Source organism: Ancylobacter pratisalsi, from assembly GCF_010669125.1.
GTDB classification, from domain to species: Bacteria; Pseudomonadota; Alphaproteobacteria; order Rhizobiales; family Xanthobacteraceae; genus Ancylobacter; species Ancylobacter pratisalsi.
This window is the reverse complement of sequence record NZ_CP048630.1, coordinates 3615955-3631852: the sequence shown is the minus strand read 5'-3', so window position 1 is coordinate 3631852 and position 15898 is coordinate 3615955. Positions and strand designations below refer to the sequence as shown.

The 15898-nt window shown below is 67.8% G+C and carries 15 protein-coding genes, 1 pseudogene and 1 riboswitch; of the genes and pseudogenes, 4 read left to right on the top strand and 12 right to left on the bottom strand.

From position 1 onward, the window contains the following. The first annotated feature begins 23 nt into the window (after positions 1-23). Genes G3A50_RS17010 through G3A50_RS17000 form a run of 3 tightly spaced genes read left to right on the top strand, consistent with a single transcriptional unit; the run spans position 24 to position 3211 of the window. The gene (locus G3A50_RS17010; protein WP_163076364.1) at positions 24-1250 is read left to right on the top strand and encodes an amidohydrolase family protein; all 1227 of its coding nucleotides are present in this window, start codon (positions 24-26) and stop codon (positions 1248-1250) included. A gap of 12 nt (positions 1251-1262) precedes the next feature. Continuing rightward, a complete protein-coding gene (locus tag G3A50_RS17005) occupies positions 1263-2492 on the top strand; it encodes an amidase (protein ID WP_163076363.1) in 1230 nt (409 codons plus the stop codon). Further along, complete coding sequence (locus tag G3A50_RS17000; protein ID WP_163076362.1) at positions 2489-3211, top strand: TetR family transcriptional regulator; 723 nt, start codon at positions 2489-2491, stop codon at positions 3209-3211. The genes G3A50_RS17005 and G3A50_RS17000 overlap by 4 nt, the downstream gene beginning before the upstream one ends. Before the next feature lie 99 nt (positions 3212-3310). Here the strand turns inward: G3A50_RS17000 and G3A50_RS16995 are convergent, their stop codons facing one another. The 12 genes and pseudogenes from G3A50_RS16995 to G3A50_RS16940 all read right to left on the bottom strand — a co-directional run bounded on the left by G3A50_RS16995 (position 3311) and on the right by G3A50_RS16940 (position 13914). Beyond that, positions 3311-3988, bottom strand: coding sequence for an energy-coupling factor ABC transporter permease (locus G3A50_RS16995; protein ID WP_163077772.1), 678 nt, complete (start codon positions 3986-3988; stop codon positions 3311-3313). Positions 3989-4024: 36 nt separating this feature from the next. Further along, positions 4025-4264, bottom strand: a riboswitch (cobalamin riboswitch). Positions 4265-4379: 115 nt separating this feature from the next. Continuing rightward, positions 4380-4520: a cytochrome bd-I oxidase subunit CydX gene (gene cydX, locus G3A50_RS16990; RefSeq protein WP_163076361.1), complete on the bottom strand. Its 141-nt coding sequence runs from the start codon at positions 4518-4520 to the stop codon at positions 4380-4382. Positions 4521-4535: 15 nt separating this feature from the next. Beyond that, positions 4536-5693, bottom strand: coding sequence for a cytochrome d ubiquinol oxidase subunit II (gene cydB, locus G3A50_RS16985; protein ID WP_163076360.1), 1158 nt, complete (start codon positions 5691-5693; stop codon positions 4536-4538). Between the two features lie 5 nt (positions 5694-5698). After that, positions 5699-7276 carry a cytochrome ubiquinol oxidase subunit I gene (locus G3A50_RS16980; protein WP_163076359.1) on the bottom strand — a complete coding sequence of 526 codons (1578 nt, stop codon included), beginning with the start codon at positions 7274-7276 and terminating at the stop codon, positions 5699-5701. 72 nt (positions 7277-7348) lie between these two features. After that, positions 7349-9061 carry a thiol reductant ABC exporter subunit CydC gene (gene cydC / locus G3A50_RS16975; protein ID WP_246251805.1) on the bottom strand — a complete coding sequence of 571 codons (1713 nt, stop codon included), beginning with the start codon at positions 9059-9061 and terminating at the stop codon, positions 7349-7351. After that, positions 9058-10806 (bottom strand): thiol reductant ABC exporter subunit CydD, encoded by a 1749-nt coding sequence (cydD, locus tag G3A50_RS16970; RefSeq protein WP_163076358.1) that lies wholly within the window; start codon positions 10804-10806, stop codon positions 9058-9060. The genes cydC and cydD overlap by 4 nt, the downstream gene beginning before the upstream one ends. Position 10807: 1 nt before the next feature. After that, positions 10808-11395, bottom strand: a complete 588-nt coding sequence (locus G3A50_RS16965) for a GbsR/MarR family transcriptional regulator (RefSeq protein WP_163076357.1) — start codon at positions 11393-11395, stop codon at positions 10808-10810. 162 nt (positions 11396-11557) lie between these two features. Further along, the gene (locus tag G3A50_RS16960) at positions 11558-11989 is read right to left on the bottom strand and encodes a DUF6691 family protein (protein ID WP_163076356.1); all 432 of its coding nucleotides are present in this window, start codon (positions 11987-11989) and stop codon (positions 11558-11560) included. A gap of 4 nt (positions 11990-11993) precedes the next feature. Beyond that, positions 11994-12422: a YeeE/YedE family protein gene (locus G3A50_RS16955; protein WP_163076355.1), complete on the bottom strand. Its 429-nt coding sequence runs from the start codon at positions 12420-12422 to the stop codon at positions 11994-11996. 27 nt (positions 12423-12449) lie between these two features. After that, a complete protein-coding gene (locus tag G3A50_RS16950) occupies positions 12450-12797 on the bottom strand; it encodes an ArsR/SmtB family transcription factor (RefSeq protein ID WP_163076354.1) in 348 nt (115 codons plus the stop codon). 4 nt (positions 12798-12801) lie between these two features. After that, positions 12802-13662 (bottom strand): annotated as a pseudogene (locus G3A50_RS16945) (MBL fold metallo-hydrolase); the annotation flags it as partial. 48 nt (positions 13663-13710) lie between these two features. Then, the gene (locus G3A50_RS16940; protein ID WP_163076352.1) at positions 13711-13914 is read right to left on the bottom strand and encodes a YgaP family membrane protein; all 204 of its coding nucleotides are present in this window, start codon (positions 13912-13914) and stop codon (positions 13711-13713) included. 137 nt (positions 13915-14051) lie between these two features. Here G3A50_RS16940 and G3A50_RS16935 point away from each other — a divergent pair, with 137 nt between their 5' ends. Further along, on the top strand, positions 14052-15878 hold the full coding sequence (locus tag G3A50_RS16935) for a chloride channel protein (RefSeq protein ID WP_210255158.1): 1827 nt from the start codon (positions 14052-14054) through the stop codon (positions 15876-15878). Positions 15879-15898 lie beyond the last annotated feature (20 nt).

The window sequence follows — 15898 nt, the reverse complement described above, 5'->3', positions numbered from 1 at the left end:
CCGCGCCCTGAGGAGAAGCAGCGATGGACCTGATCGTACGGAACGCCCGCCTTCCCCATGACCTTGAACGCGAGGTCGACATCGGCGTCGAGGCTGGCCGGATCGTGGCGATCGAGGCGAACCTTGCCGCCGAGGGCGAGGAGCTGGACGTGGGCGGCCGCCTGGTCTCTCCGGGCTTCGTGGAAACGCACATCCACCTCGACAAGTCCTGTATCCTCGACCGCTGCCAGTCACAACGCGGCGACCTCCCCGAGGCCATTGGCGAGGTGGCCAAGGCCAAGGCAGCCTTCACGCCGGAGGATGTCTATGCGCGCGGCAAGCGCACGCTGGAAAAGTGCCTGATGCAAGGCACCACCCACATGCGCACGCAGCTTGAGGTCGATCCCGGCATCGGCCTGCGCGGGCTCGAGGGCGTCCTGCCGCTGATCGAGGAATATCGCTGGGCCATCGACATCGAGATCTGCGTGTTCCCGCAGGAGGGGCTGCTCAACAATCCCGGCACCGACGACCTCATGGTGCAGGCCCTCAGAAACGGCGCCCGCGTCGTCGGCGCGGCGCCCTACACCGACACCAATCCGCACGGCCAGATCGACCGCGTCTTCGAAATGGCGCGCGAGTTTGACGCCGATATCGACATGCATCTCGATTTCGGCCCGACCGGCGACACGCTCGACCTCGACTATGTGTGCGAGCTGGCGGACCGCTATCGCTGGGGCGGACGCACCGCGATCGGCCATGTCACCAAGCTCGCCGCCGCGAGCCCGACGCGGTTCGACGCAGCGGCCCGCAGGATGCGCGATGCCGGCGTCGCGCTGACCGTGCTGCCCTCCACCGACCTGTTCCTGATGGGCCGCGACTGCGACTGCAACCAGCCGCGCGGCGTCACCCACGCCCACAAGATGATCCATCACGGGGTCAATTGCTCGCTGTCCACCAACAACGTGCTCAACCCCTTCACGCCGTTTGGCGACTGCTCGCTGATCCGCATGGCGAACCTGAACGCCAACATCTGCCATATCGGCGCAACCGACGACATTCGCGAGTGCTTCAACATGATCACCGAGCGCTCCGCGCAGCTGATCAATGCGCGCGACTATGGGCTGGCGCCCGGCAAGTCGGCCGACTTCGTCGTTCTGGACTGCCAGTCCCGCGAGGCGGCGATCGCCGAACTCGCCCCTGTCCTGTTCGCCTACAAGCGCGGGCGACGCACCATGACACGGCCCGCCGCGACACTGCATCGCCCGAACTGAACCGAGTCCCCCATGCCGCAGTCCACGACCTCCTTCGACCACCCTCCGGCCGATCCTTATGGCGCCTTCTGCCGGGACAATCATGTCGGCCACCCGGCCACCGGCGCGGGCCCGCTCGACGGCCTGACTTTCGCGATCAAGGACGTCTTCGACGTCGAGGGAAGCCGCACCGGTTTCGGCCATCCGACCTGGCTTGCGACGCACGCCCCCGCACGAGCGACGGCCGATGTTGTGACGCGGCTTCTGGCCGCCGGCGCGGACCTCGCTGGGCGTACGCTGAGCGACGAGCTGTGCTACTCGATCTCGGGCGAGAACGTGCATTTCGGCATGCCGATCAATCCCGCCGCGCGGGACCGGCTGCCGGGTGGTTCGTCCAGCGGCTCGGCGGTGGCGGTGGCGGGCGGGCTGGTCGATTTCGCCATTGGCACCGATTGCGGCGGTTCGGTGCGGGTGCCGGCGGCCTATTGCGGGCTGTTCGGCATTCGCCCCACGCATGGACGCCTGCCGCTCGCCGGCGTGTCCCGTTTTGCCCCACGCTTCGACACGGTAGGCTGGTTCGCGCGCGACGCCGCGCGGCTGAAGAACGTGGGCGAGGTGCTGCTGGGGGCGGCCTCTCCTGCCCGTTTCTCACGGCTTCGGGTTGCCTCGGACGCGTTCACACGCTGCGACGCGGAAACCCGCCCCATTCTTGAGGCCGGCATCGAACGGCTGGGGTCCCTGCTCGCGCGGCACGACAGCCTGGTGCTGAGCCCCGACGGCCTCGACACATGGCTCGATGCCTTCCGCACGGTTCAGGCGAGCGAGATCTGGACCTCTCTGGGCACATGGATCGAGGAGGTTCGCCCTGCCTTCGGCGAGGGTGTGGGCCAGCGCCTCGCCGCCGCCGCACAGGTGACGCTCGGGCAGGCCGACGCCGCGCGCGGGCGCACGGATGCCATCGCGGCTGAGCTTGCGATGATGATCGGCGAGGACGACCTGATCTGCCTGCCGACCACGCCGGGCGTTCCGCCGCTGCGCACTCTGGCATCGGCCGAGGTGGAGAATGACTACCGGCGGCGTGCGATGGAGCTGCTCTGCCCGGCCGGGCTCGGCGGCCTGCCGCAACTCACCATTCCGGTTGGAACGGTGAATGGCGCGCCGGTGGGATTGTCGATCCTGGCCAGACGCGGCAAGGATATGGAATTGTTGGATTTTGCAGCGAGGGCCTTCTCCGACCTGCCGACCGTTTCGGAGAACCGATGAACGCCAAAAGATCTGGCGCCCTGCCCGACGAGGACATTGGCCTGCCGGACGGCTCCGCTTCCACGCCGGCCAAGGCGAAGGCGCCGCGACGCTCGCCCGGCAAGCGCAATGCGGTCGCTACCCGCCAGCGGATACTCGAAGTCGCGATGGGCGAATTCGCCGAGCATGGCTATAGCGGCAGCCGGATCGAACGCATTTCCGCCTCCGCCGACGTCAATGTCGGCATGATCTATCATTACTTCGGCAATAAGGATGACCTGTACCTGGCGGCGCTGGAATCGTCCTACAAGATCATCCGTGATCGGGAGCAGACCCTCGACGTCAACGAGGCCGACCCGATGCTGGCGCTGAAGGCGCTGATCGAGCTGACTTTCGACTTCCTCAGCACCGACCCGCATTTCGTCCGGCTGATCATGAACGAGAACCTGATGATGGGCCGCACGGCCCAGCGGTCCTCAACCATTCCGTACATGACGCGCCCCCTGCTGGAATCGCTGCGGACCATTCTCAAGCGCGGGCAAAGAGAGAAGGTGTTCCACAGGAACATCGACGCCGAGAATTTCTACGTCTCGATTCTCGGCCTGTGCTTCATCCACGTCTCCAACCGTTACACGCTGAGCAGCATGTTTCAGCACGACTTCGCCGCGCCGGACTGGCTGGAAAGGCGCAAGGCGGTCGTGGTGGATGTGCTCACCAGCTACATCGCCACCGGCAAGTGAGGCGAACTGATTGTCGCCGCCTGCCCGACAGGAAAAATCCGGGAAGCGGTCAGCTTCCCGGACCTCGTTCAACGCAGATGAGCGATCAGCCCTGCCCGCTCACGCCGGGTCGTAGAGCCGGCTCTCGAACAGCGGGCTGCCCTTCAGTCCGTTGAACGCCTTGGCGGCGGCCAGCACGGCGAGGTCGATCAGCGGCTCGATCAAAATCACCAGCATGTAGGCCGCGCCGAACGAGCCGATGGAAGCCGCGTTCTCCACGGTGAAGCCATGCCCATAGAAGGCCCAGAACGCCACCCAGACCACGATCCCGGCCTGATAGGTGGTGGAGAGCGCCAGCGCCTGGCGGTACTTCAGCTCGACATAGGGCGTGCCCGGCGTAATGACGTGGCGCGCCAGCGAGGTCAATGCGAACAGCGGCACCAGCAGCGTGGTGACGTTCATGCCGTATTGCGGCAGATCGAACGGCGCGAAGAAGAGCCCCTGGATCAGCAGGCCGGCGGCGAGGCCGATGGCGGCGGGAGCGACGCCGAAGATCAGGAACAGCGTCGAGCCGAGGATGAGGTGCACCTCGGACACGCCGACGGGATGATGCGGCAGCAGCTCGAAGAAGGCGAAGACCAGTGCGGTCGTCACCACGCTGCGCGCAACCAGCGAGACAACGCCGCGCTCGCGCACCGCCTCGCCCGCGAGCTTCAGCGTATAGGCGCCGGCGCCAGCCGCCGTGACAGCGCTCAGCCAGATCTTTCCTTCGGCCACGAGGCCGGGCTCGATATGCATGTGGTTCTCCATTGCCGTCTCTCCCGACGGCGTAAGGGTGGACGCTCATGCATGGCCGGTCTCCTGACTCGCGGGTCACAGCGCGCCTTCCGCCTTCCCGGACCCATCCTTGCGGATGAGGTCCAGTGGCAATGTGGAAGGCCGCTCGCCGCTCACAGTCGCGGGGGCGGTCAGGGCTTCGGGCCGCTCCATCCTTGATCGGATGGCGGTCCTTCCCCGTTCCCGTTTCATCCGGACGAGTCACCCCGCCCGGACACCATGCATCGGGCTAGAACGCGTCGACGCCGGGCCGGCTGTCAAGCCGAACGGAGGGGAACCGCCCACATCCGGGACGCTCACGATCCCGGACGTGGATCTTGAAGACGGGAGCGCGGCGGCTCCGCGCCCGTGCTCAGTGCCGGTCGCGGATCGGCACGGGCCGGGGCTGCGCCTTGGCCCGGAGGGTGTCGTCCGTCAGCTCGTACCACATGGCGTTCAGCACCGCGAAAGCGGCAGCCAGCGGAAAGCCGAGAAGCCAGGAGAAGTACCACATTGTCGGTTTCCTTCCTCAGTACGCGTGGCTGTTGTCGCGCTGGATCTCAGCCGTATCGACCTTGCCCCACAGCACCCGATAGACCCAGGTGGTGTAGGCGACGATGATCGGAATGAAGATCACCACGCAGACCAGCATGATGAACAAGGTGAGGTGGCTCGACGACGCGTCCCACACCGTCAGGCTTGAGCGCGGGTCGATGGTCGAGGGCAGGATGAAGGGGAACATCGACAGCCCCACCGTCGAGATGATGCCGAAGATCGACACCGTGCTCGCCAGCAAGGCGGTGAACTCCGCCCGCGTGCGCAGCAGCAGAAGGCAGGCGAGAGCGCCGATGATACCCAGCGCCGGGCCCGCCATCATCCAGGGATGGGCGCCATAATTGGCGAACCATGCGCCGGGCGCGATCGCCACCGTCTTGGCCAGCGGATTGGACGGGCCTTCCGCGACGAAGGTGCTGGTGATGCGGTAGCCATCAATGCCCAGCCAGAGCCAGACACCGCCGAGCGCGAACAGCAGAACCGTCACCAGAGCGGCGACGCTGCCGACGGCACGGGCGCGTGTGGCGACGTTGCCCTCGGTCTTCACCGTCAGCCAGCCCGCACCATGCATCACCACCATCGCGACCGACAGCAATCCGCACAGCAGCCCGAAGGGGTTGAGCAGCTCGAACAGCGTGGTGCCCTCATAGAAGATCCGAAGTTCGTTGTTGAGGTGGAACGGCACGCCCTGCAGCACATTACCGACCGCCACGCCCATGACCAGCGCCGGCACCAGTCCGCCGATGAACAGCGCCCAGTCCCAGGCCGCGCGCCAGACCCGGCCCTCGCGCTTCGAGCGATACTTGAATCCCACCGGGCGCAGGATGAGCGCGAACAGGATCGCGAACATCGCCAGGTAGAAGCCCGAGAAGGACACCGCGTAGAGCGGCGGCCAGGCGGCGAAGATCGCGCCGCCGCCCAGGATGAGCCACACCTGATTTCCTTCCCAGGTCGGCCCGATGGAGTTGATGACCACGCGACGTTCCAGATCGGTCCGTGCCACGAAAGGCAGAAGGATATCGGCGCCGAGATCGAAACCGTCCATCACGGCGAAACCGATGAGCAGGACGCCCAGCAGCAACCACCAGATGACACGCAGCGTGTCGTAATCGATGAGCGTATGGAGGATCATGGGTCCTACTCCGCGGCAACGAGGTGGGCGGGAATGAGTTCGGCGTCGGGATCTTCGTCCGGCTCCGGCCCCTTGCGGATGGCGCGGATCATCAGCATCATCTCGATGAGGATCAGCACCGTGTAGAGCAGCGCGAAGCCGACGATGGTCGTCAGCACCGTCGCCGCGCCAAGGCTCGAGACGCCGGCCGCGGTTGGCAGCACGCCCTCGATGATCCAGGGCTGGCGGCCGAATTCCGCCACCACCCAGCCCAGTTCCGCCGCGACCCAGGGCAGCGGAATGGCAAGCACCGCGATCCACAGCAGCGGGCGATAGCGGTCCAGCATGCGGCGCGCCGACAGGAAGAAGAACACCGACATCAAGGCGATGAAGGCGAAGCCGAGGCCCACCATCAAGCGGAACGCCCAGAACAGCGTCGGCACGTTCGGAACGGTGTCCCACGCCGCCTTTTCGATCTGCTCCGGCGTGGCGGTACGTGGATCATCGACATAGCGCTTGAGCAGCAACGCGTAGCCCAGATCCGTTCCGTGCTCCTCGAAGGCCTGGCGGACATCCGGCGCGATCGCGGCATCACTGCCGGCCGCGCGGATCTTCTGCAGGGCGTCGAACGCGATAATGCCGCTCTCGATGCGTGTCTTGGCGTGGCCGACAAGTTCCGTGATGCCGGGCACCACGGTGTCGAGCGAGCGGGTGGCGATCAGGCCCAACACCCACGGGATACGCACGGCGAAATGGGTTTCGCGCTCGGCCTGGTTGGGAAACCCGATGACCGTGAAGGCGGCCGGCGCCGGCTCCGTCTCCCACATCGATTCCATGGCCGCGAGCTTCATCTTCTGATGCTCGGTGGTGAGGTAGCCGCTCTCGTCGCCCAGCACGACCACCGACAGGGACGCGGCGAGCCCGAACGAGGCGGCGACCGTCATGGAGCGCTTGGCGATCTCGATGTGCCGGCCCTTGAGCACGTACCAGGCGGACACGCCGAGCACGAAGACCGAGGCCGTGACATAGCCGGCGGAGACGGTGTGCACGAACTTGGCCTGCGCCACCGGATTGGTGATGACGGCGAAGAAATCGGTGACTTCCATGCGCATGGTCTGCGCGTTGAAGGCCGAGCCCACCGGGTTCTGCATCCAGCCATTGGCGACAAGGATCCACAACGCGGAGAAGTTCGAGCCCAGCGCGACCGCCCAGGTGGCGACCAGATGCCCGACCCTGGAAAGCTTGTCCCAGCCGAAGAAGAACAGCCCGACGAAGGTTGCTTCCAGGAAGAAGGCCATCAGCCCTTCAATCGCCAGCGGCGCGCCGAAGATGTCACCGACATAGTGGCTGTAATAGCTCCAGTTCATGCCGAACTGGAACTCCATGACGAGGCCGGTGGCGACGCCGAGCACGAAGTTGATGCCGAACAACGTGCCCCAGAACTTGGTCATCTGGCGCCATATCCGGCGCCCGGTCATGACGTAGACCGTCTCCATGATCGCCAGAAGCACGGAAAGTCCGAGCGTCAGCGGCACGAACAGGAAGTGATAGAGCGCCGTCATTGCGAATTGCAGGCGCGAGAGGTCGACTACATCTAGGGTCATGGCGGGTTCCGGTTGCCTCCGGTCTCCTGTCTTGTCGCGCTGCCGGCAGGCGGCGCAGGATCGAATGTCGGCTCAGTCGGGTCGCAGCGCTTCAATCGCCGCGGCAAAGCCGGGGTCGCCGCGACGGTAGGAACCGCGCGCTCGGCCTTCGGCAATCAGGATCAGGCGGTCGGCGGCCTGCGCCTCGCGCCGCAGATGAGTGGCCAGGATCAGGGTCCGCGAACCCGCCTCATGGGCCAGCCGCGCCAGCACGTCGCGCGCGGTCGCCCCGTCGAGCCCTTCCGTCGGCTCGTCGAGCAGCCAGAGCGGCGCGTCCGTCAGGAACAGGCGGGACAGGGCCAGACGCCGGGACTGGCCTCCGGAAAGGCCGAGCCCGCCCTCGCCGAGCGGCGTATCAAGCCCTTCGGGCAGAGCCGCGACCACGGCGCCGAGCCCGGCGGCCGTGAGGGCGGCCATCAGCCGGTCGTCATCGGCGGCGGGATCGGCAACGAGAAGGTTTCCGCGCAGGCTGTCGTGGAACAGCTCGGTGCGCTGGGTCAGCAGCACGCTGCGCCGGGCCGCGACCTCGCCCGAGGCCGGCCCGATTTCACCGGCGATGGCCGCCAGCAGCGTCGACTTGCCCGCCCCGCTCATGCCGACAAGGGCGACACGCTCGCCCTCCGCAATGGCGAGATCGATGCCCTCAAGCGACGGACGTACCGCGCCATCCCTTATGATTGCTAGATTTCGGACCTCAACCGCCTGCCCCTTGCCCGGGGTTGGCATTGGGGCAATGGGCGGGGTGGGGGTGAGGCGGGAGGCGAGACGGCGCGCGGCGATCAGCGCGCGCTCCAGCTCGACCACGCCCCGGCGCAGCGCGGCGAAGGGATCGAAGGCGGCCAGCGCCAGCAGCAGCACCAGTGCGGCGGCCGGCGTATCGATGGTGCCCGCATGATTCAGCGCCGCAACCGCCAGCAGGGCGAGCGCCAGCAGAACCGCACTGGCGGCCGAAAACCCTGCCGACACAAAGGTTTCCACCCGGTTGAGCGCATCGTCGGCGGCGGCCAGGCGCTGGTCGGCGGCCCGAAGTTCCTCGCGCCGGGCGGCGAGGCGGCCGGCCATGATGAGCTCGGTCTGGCCCGCGAAGAGGTCGACCGCGCGCGAGCGCAACACTTCCAGCGCATGGGCGCGGCGGCGGGCGGGACGGCGGGCGGCGCGCAGAGCGATCCACGGAATGAGCGCGCCGACGCCAAGGACGATGAGGACGAAAGTGAGGGCGGTGTGAACGCGGATGAGGCCGATGAGGACGGTGACGCCGAGCGTGGCCACCACAGCGGCGATCACCGGGACCAGCACCCGCAGGTAGAGCGAATCCAGCGCGTCGATATCGAGCGTCAGGCGGAACAGCAGCCGGGTCGGTCGATCGGCCAGCCGACCGGCTGCCTCGGGCGCCGCCCAGCCACGGAACAGCCGCTCGCGCAGCCCGGCCAGCACCGCCAGCGCGGCATCATGGGTCACCAGTCGCTCGCCATAGCGCGCGGCGGTGCGCACCAGCGCCGCGAGACGGATGCCGGCGGAGGGGGCGAAGACATCGAAGGTCGCCGCCGCGGCCGCCGACATGCCCGCGATCGCCGTCGCGGTGATGAACCAGCCCGAAAGGGCCAGCAGGCTGGCCCCGGCCAGCAGCGTCAGCGCCGCCAGCGCCGCACCGGCGAAGAAGGCGATCCGCCGCTCGGAAAGGAACAGCCGCAGGATGACGGCCATGGCGCGCAGGGCGCCCGGGTTGGGAGTGGTGTTCGTGCTCATGCCCCGGCCTCCCCGGTGGCGCCCTCAAGGGGGATGACCCGGTCCATGCGGGCGGCGAGCGCGGGGTCATGGGTGGCGATGACGAGCGTGCGTCCGCGCGCCAGTTCCATGAGCGCGTCGGTGACCTCGCGCGCGGTCGCGGCGTCGAGATGGGCGGTCGGCTCGTCGGCGAGGATCAGGCCGGCCTGAGGGGTCGCGGCGAGGCGGGCCAGCGCGAGGCGCAACCCCTCGCCGCCGGACAGCCCGCGTCCCCCCTCCCCGATCGGTGCGGGACCGCGCATGGCGGCCACCTTCTCAAGGCGGACGGCCGTGAGGGCGCGGGCAATCTCCCCGCCATCCACCTCAGGGCGGCCCAGCGCGACATTGCCCTTCAACGTGCCGGCGAAAATGTGCGGCTGCTGGCCGATATAGGCCATGCCGGCGCGCAGGCGTGCCGCGCTCTCCGGCCCCATGACCTCGCCGTCAATGCTGACGCGGCCGGCCTCGGGCGCCACCAGCCCGGCGATCAGCGCCAGCAGGCTGGACTTGCCGGCTCCGCTCGGCGCGAACAGCGCCACATGCTCGCCGGGCGCGATATCGAGCGCGAACGCCTCGAACAGCGGCGCCGCCTGCCCGGCATGGCGGAACCCCACCGCGTCAAACGCCACTGCCGGCGCCCGCGACGAGCGGAAGCGGGGCGGTGCGTCGCTGCCGACGATGGAGGTGCCGCCCTCGGCGAGCGTCTCCAGCGCTTCCAGCGCCGCCTGCCCGGCCGCCCGGTCGTGCCAGGCGGCGGAAAGCTCGCGCAGCGGCTCGAAGAAGGCGGGGGCGACGAGCAGGATGAAAAGCCCCTGGGCCAGCCCGAACTCATGCCCCCAGGTTCCGAAGCCGAACCAGCCCAGAAGATGGAAGCCGACATAGGCCGCCACCATGGCGACGCCCAGCGCGGAGAACAGCTCCAGCACCGCCGAGGACAGGAAGGCGATGCGCAGCACCACCATGGTGCGCGCGCGCAGGCTGTCGGCCTCGCGGCGCAGCCGGGTCGCGGTGGCGTCGACCGCGCCGAAGGAACGGATGGTCGCCATGCCGCGCAGCCGGTCCAGCAGGAAGGCGTTCATGCCGCCGAGTTCCACAAGCTGGGCCTCGCTCGCCGCCTTGGCTTGCCAGCCGATCAACGCCATGAACAGCGGAATCAGCGGCGCGGCGACGGCGAGCATGAGCGCCGCAAGCCAGGAGAAAGGCAGCACGCAGGCGAGAATGACGAGAGGCACCACGGTCGCGCGCTTGCGCGCCGGCACGAAGCGCGACAGGTAGGGAACCACCGCCTCGGCCTGTTCGGCCAGCGCACTTGCGACCCGCCCGGAGGCGGGGCGCCGGGTGTCGAGGGGTGAACGCAAGGCCAGCGCCTGCGCCGCCTGCGCCCGGAGGCGCGAAAGCTCCGCCCGCGCAGAACGGAAAGCCAGACGCCCGCCCGCCGCTTCCATCATCGCCCGCGCAATGCCCAGCACCGCGATGGCCGCCGCCGCGAGCGCGACGTCGCCAACACCCTCGCCCCGCGTCAGCCCCGCGACGGCCATCGCCAGCAGCCCCGCCTGCGGCAGCCACAGCAGGGCGCCGCCGATCTGAAGCGCGATCGCGCGGCGCAGGCCGCGTGCGGTGGCGCCACCGCGCGCCGTCGCGGCCGATGCCTTCGCAAGGGTGGCAGCGCGAGCGGCGGAAGAGCGGGCGTCCGAAGGGTCTGCCGGCACGGCGGGGACCAGCGTCATGTCAATCCGCTCCGACCTTGGGCACGCCCGTCCCCTTCGGCCGGCGGCCGAGCGAGACGATCTTGTCCTTGGTTTCCAGAAGCCGGGTGATCTTCGAGCCAAGGCTCAGAAGAGTGGCGAGACGCTCGGTCTCCAGCCGCTTGACGTCGTCATACCAGGTGGTGAGCTGCTCGATCAGCCCGTGCATGTCGCTCATGCGCTCCTGGGCGTAGCGCTCCCTCTCGCTGCCCGGCTGCTGCATCAGGATCTCGCGCAGCACCGACAGCGTGGGGTCGACCTCCCGCTTCTTGCGCTCCTCCGCCAGGGTACGCAGGATCTGCCAGATATCGTCGGGCGTGGTGAAGAAGTCGCGCCGGTCATTGGGCAGGTGCTTGAAGACGACGAGGTTCCACGCCTGCAACTCGCGCAGCCCCATCGACACGTTGGAGCGCGACACGCCGAGCGCATCGACGATTTCCTCGGCGCAGAGCGGCTCGGGCGAGACGTACAGAAGCGCGTAGATCTGCCCCACGGTGCGATTTATGCCCCACCGGCTACCCATCTCGCCGAAATGCAAGACGAAGGACTGGATGAGTGGTGGCAGGTTCACGGCAGCGACCTCGGGGGCTTACGTTACGTTGATTTCAGAAATTACTGAAATCTCAGTCAAACTAGTAAGCCAATTTTCCCCCGGTGCAAATCCGGTGCTTTCCGTATCGCGCGAGATTGATCGAAACGCCCTGCCGTAAGGGCGCAAAGGCGAATGGGCGGCTCAGTGCGGGCCTGCGGCAAGCCGCCGCGCCGCCCACATGCCCGCAAGCATGGCGGGAATGAAGGCCAGTGTGCCCGGCGCGGCGAGGCCGAGCGCGGTGAAGGCCGGGCCGGGACAGAAGCCGCCCAGTCCCCAGCCGATGCCGAACAGCGCCGGCCCGATGAGGAGGCGGGCGTCGATGTCGGTGCGGGTCGGCAGCTGGAAGCGGTCGGCGAACAGGGGAGCGGGCCGCGCGGTGGCGAGACGGAAGCCGAAGAAGGCCACGACCACCGCGCCCCCCATGACGAAGGCCAGCGAGGGATCGAACGTGCCGAACAGATCGAGGAAATTCAGGACCTTGGCCGGGTTGCTCATGCCGGACACGACGAGACCGACGCCGAACAGCAGGCCGAGGCCGAGATTGAGGACGATGGAAAGCGCCTTGCGGTTCATGACCTCAGCCTCCGATCACATGGCGCATCAGGAACACGGTGACAAAACCCGCGGCCATGAAGACGCCGGTGGCGACAAAAGAGCGGCGCGACAGCCGGGCGAGGCCGCACACGCCATGCCCCGAGGTGCAGCCCGAGCCCCACACCGAGCCGAAGCCGACCAGCAGCCCGGCCACGACCATCAGCACGAGATTGGAGGACACAGTCTGCATCACCGGGGTGCCGGTGACGGCGGCGACAAGGAATGGCGCCCCGACGAGCCCGGCGATGAAAGCCAGCCGGCCGCCGAAAGCGCCATCGCCATAAGGGGGAAACAGCCGGCTCGCAATGCCGCTGATTCCCGCGATACGCCCTTCGAGCAGGAGCATCAGCACGGCGCTGAGCCCGATCAGGGCGCCGCCGGCAAGGGATGCGATGGGGGTGAACTCGGTCATGATCATCCTGTGCGGGTCAAAACCCGCTCAATGGCCTGCGTACGGACCCGTGCCGCCCGCGCCGGGCGCACAGAACAGCGCGTGCATGGTGGTGATGAAACGCTCCACGCGCGGGTCCGCGAGGCGGTAGAACACCTGCTTGCCTTCCTTGCGGCCGACAATGAGCCCGGCCTCGCGCAGCCCCGCGATCTGCTGCGACAGGCCAGGCTGGCGGATGCCGAGAAGATCCTCCAGCTCGCGCACCGAATGTTCGCCGTCGACGAGCGCGCAGGCGACCAGAAGACGGTCGCGATGGGCCAGCGTCTTGAGAAAGGCGGTGGCCTCATCGACCCGCGCCTTGATCTCCGTCACCTCGTCGGAAAGCGTATCAACCATGGTCTCAGCCCCAGTCCGCTCCCCGTAGCAGGTCAAGCGGGATCTTGAGATACCGGGTCCCGTTCGATTCCGGCTCCGGGAGCCGCCCTCCATTGGTGTTGATCTGCAGTGAATGCAGGATCAGCTTCGGCATCGGCAGGGTGCGGTCGCGGGCCTCGCGCAGGGCGACGAAGTCCTTCTCGGTCTTGGACCGCACCAGGTGGATGTTATGCGCCTTCTGCTCCGCGACGGTCGATTCCCACTGGGGCTGACGCCCGCCGGGCTGGTAGTCATGCCCGGTGAAGATGCGGGTGTCATCCGGCAGCGCCAGAATGGCCTGGATCGAGGCCCACAGCACCTTCGCGCTGCCGCCGGGAAAGTCCGCCCGCGCCGTGCCGCTGTCCGGCATGAACAGCGTGTCGTGCACGAAGGCGGCGTCGCCGACGACATAGGTGATGGAGGCCAGCGTGTGGCCGGGCGAGAACATCACCCGCGCATCGATCGAGCCCACCTTGAAGGTGTCGCCATCCGCGAACAGGTGGTCCCACTGCGAGCCGTCGGCGGGGAAGTCGGGCCAGTTGTAATAGCCCTTCCACAGCGCCTGGACGTCGGTCACCTTGGCGCCGATGGCGGTGCGGGCGCCGGTCTTCTGCTTGAGGTAGTTCGCGGCGGAGAAATGGTCGGCATGGGGATGGGTATCGAGGATCCACTCGACCTCGTAGCCCTTGTCCCGCACGAAGGCGAGCAGGCGGTCGGCATTCTTCGAGGCGGTCTGGCCGGACTTCTCGTCGAAGTCGTAGACCGGATCGACGATGGCGCACTTGCCCGTCTCCCGGTCGGCAACGACGTACTGGACCGACCAGGTACGCGGATCAAAGAAGCCGGTCACTTCAGGTTTCCCGGTCATGTCACGTCCTCTGTGTTGCGGCGGTCGTCACTTGCGCGCGCGGAGCGGGCAGGTGGTGACGCCGAGAATGGAATAGAGCGGGCAGGTGCCGAGAATGCCCGTGAGCAACGGCACCAGGCCAATCACCCCGAGCCAGCGCAGATTGCCTTCCAGCACGAAAAGCAGCGAGAGCAGCGCGAGGCCGACGATGATGCGCAGCACACTGTCGACGCGTCCGATATTGCGGGTCATGGCTTCCACCGTTGACTGCGGCAGGTCCGTTCCTGTCCTCCTCATAGCTATATCAATTGCATAAAAACGCAATCGTTTTTCTTTAAGTATAAACGCGTAACGGCCACCCCATGGAAATCGTTCAGCTTTTGTGATGCATGCTGGCCGGACGTGAACGGACGGAACGCAGCGGGCGCGACGTGACAGCCGATCCAAGCTCCGGGAAAGAATCCCTCACCCACCGCCTGAGGCGCCTGGCGCGCAGCAGCGAGCTGGGCGTCGTGCTGTTCGCCGCCGTGGTCGGCGTGCTCGCCGGCCTTGTCGTGGTGGCGATGAACGGCACCATGCAGGCCATGCATGTGCTGATCTTCGGCATCGGCGCGCATGAGCACCTCTCCGTCGCCAGCGGGCTGATACCGGCGCTGGTGCTCGGCGCGCCCGCGCTGGGCGGGCTGGTCTTCGGGCTCATCTCGGCGCTGCTGCGCAAGCGCGGCTTCGGCCAGCCGATCGACCCGATCGAGGCCAACGCGCTGCATGGCGGACAGATGTCGCTGAAGGACAGCGTGATCGTGGCCGCGCAAACCATCGGCTCCAGCGGGGTCGGCGCCTCGGTGGGACTGGAGGCGGGCTATACGCAGGCGGCCAGCGGCATCGCCTCGCGCCTCGGGCAGGCGTTTCACCTGCGCCGCGCGGATCTGCGGCTCATGGTCGGCTGCGGCGCAGGGGCCGCCATCGGCGCCGCGTTCAACGCCCCGCTGATGGGCGCGTTTTATGGCTTTGAGCTGATTCTCGGCACCTATGCGATACCGGCCTTCGTGCCGATGATGACCGCGAGCTTCACCGCGACGCTGACCCGCCAGACCCTGCTGCCGAACCTCGCCCCGCCGCTTCCCGCGCTGGGCGCGCCGCAGATGAGCGATCTGCCGGCGATCCTGCTGCTCGGCATCCTGTGCGCGCTGGTGGGCATCGTCATCATGCGCGGGGTGACGCTGGTGGAGACCGGATTCCGGCGCTCGGCGCTGCCGGCCGCACTGCGGCCGATGGTGGGCGGGCTGATCGTCGGCGCGCTGGCGCTGTGGAACCCCGCCGTGTTCTCGGCCGGCCATGGCGCGGTCTATCTGTATATCGGCGCCGACAGCACGCTGACCTTCCTGCTGATGCTGCTCGGCGCCAAGGTGATCGCCTCGGCGGTATCGCTGGGCTCCGGCTTTCGCGGCGGCCTGTTCTTCGCCTCGGTGCTGATGGGCGTGCTGGCGGGACGCGCCTATGCGGCGGGGCTGGAGCTTGTGCTACCGAACATGGTGGTGTCGCACTCGCTCTACGCCCTGATCGGCATGAGCGCGCTGGCGGTCGCGGTGGTCGGCGGACCGATGACGATGACCCTGCTGGCGCTGGAGATGACCGGGGACCTGACCCTGACGCTCGCCGTGCTGGCGGCGGCGGCGGCGGCCTCGCTGATCACGCGGCGCCTGTTCGGCTTCTCCTTCACCACCTGGCGCTTTCACCTGCGCGGCGAGACCATTCGCGGCGCGCACGACATCGGCTGGATGCGCGAGCTTACCGTCGCGACCATGATGCGCCGCGAGGTGCCCCAGGTCGCCGACGCCTCGACGCTGGAACAGGCCCGGCGGGCCTACCCGCCCGGCTCCACGTCCTACCTCGTCGCCACCGATTCCGAGGGCTACTATGCCGGCATGGTGCTGCCCGCCACGCTCTATGCCGCGGAAGCGGACGAGCCTGCCGGTGACGCAAAGGCTCCCGCCACGGTGCACGCGCTGCTGCGCCATGTCGGTGACACGCTGCGACCGGGCATGACCATTCGCGAGGCGCTGGCGACCTTCTCCCGCTGCGAGGCCGACGCGCTCGCCGTCACCATGCCGGACCGGACCATCGTCGGCATCCTCAGCGAGGCGCATGCGGTGAAGCGCTACAGCGACGAGATGGGCCGCCGGCTCAGCGAACTGACCGGGGAACGGATCGACTGAACCGGCCCTCGGCCCAAGAC

Bases quoted from the DNA above. Each gene is read 5' to 3' on its own strand.
- G3A50_RS17010 (WP_163076364.1), top strand. From the start codon at position 24: ATGGACCTGATCGTACGGAACGCCCGCCTTCCCCATGACCTTGAACGC.
- G3A50_RS17005 (WP_163076363.1), top strand. From the start codon at position 1,263: ATGCCGCAGTCCACGACCTCCTTCGACCACCCTCCGGCCGATCCTTAT.
- G3A50_RS17000 (WP_163076362.1), top strand. From the start codon at position 2,489: ATGAACGCCAAAAGATCTGGCGCCCTGCCCGACGAGGACATTGGCCTG.
- G3A50_RS16995 (WP_163077772.1), bottom strand. From the start codon at position 3,988: ATGCATATCGAGCCCGGCCTCGTGGCCGAAGGAAAGATCTGGCTGAGC.
- cydX (WP_163076361.1), bottom strand. From the start codon at position 4,520: ATGTGGTACTTCTCCTGGCTTCTCGGCTTTCCGCTGGCTGCCGCTTTC.
- cydB (WP_163076360.1), bottom strand. From the start codon at position 5,693: ATGATCCTCCATACGCTCATCGATTACGACACGCTGCGTGTCATCTGG.
- G3A50_RS16980 (WP_163076359.1), bottom strand. From the start codon at position 7,276: ATGACCCTAGATGTAGTCGACCTCTCGCGCCTGCAATTCGCAATGACG.
- cydC (WP_246251805.1), bottom strand. From the start codon at position 9,061: ATGAGCACGAACACCACTCCCAACCCGGGCGCCCTGCGCGCCATGGCC.
- cydD (WP_163076358.1), bottom strand. From the start codon at position 10,806: ATGACGCTGGTCCCCGCCGTGCCGGCAGACCCTTCGGACGCCCGCTCT.
- G3A50_RS16960 (WP_163076356.1), bottom strand. From the start codon at position 11,989: ATGAACCGCAAGGCGCTTTCCATCGTCCTCAATCTCGGCCTCGGCCTG.
- G3A50_RS16955 (WP_163076355.1), bottom strand. From the start codon at position 12,422: ATGACCGAGTTCACCCCCATCGCATCCCTTGCCGGCGGCGCCCTGATC.
- G3A50_RS16950 (WP_163076354.1), bottom strand. From the start codon at position 12,797: ATGGTTGATACGCTTTCCGACGAGGTGACGGAGATCAAGGCGCGGGTC.
- G3A50_RS16940 (WP_163076352.1), bottom strand. From the start codon at position 13,914: ATGACCCGCAATATCGGACGCGTCGACAGTGTGCTGCGCATCATCGTC.
- G3A50_RS16935 (WP_210255158.1), top strand. From the start codon at position 14,052: ATGCTGGCCGGACGTGAACGGACGGAACGCAGCGGGCGCGACGTGACA.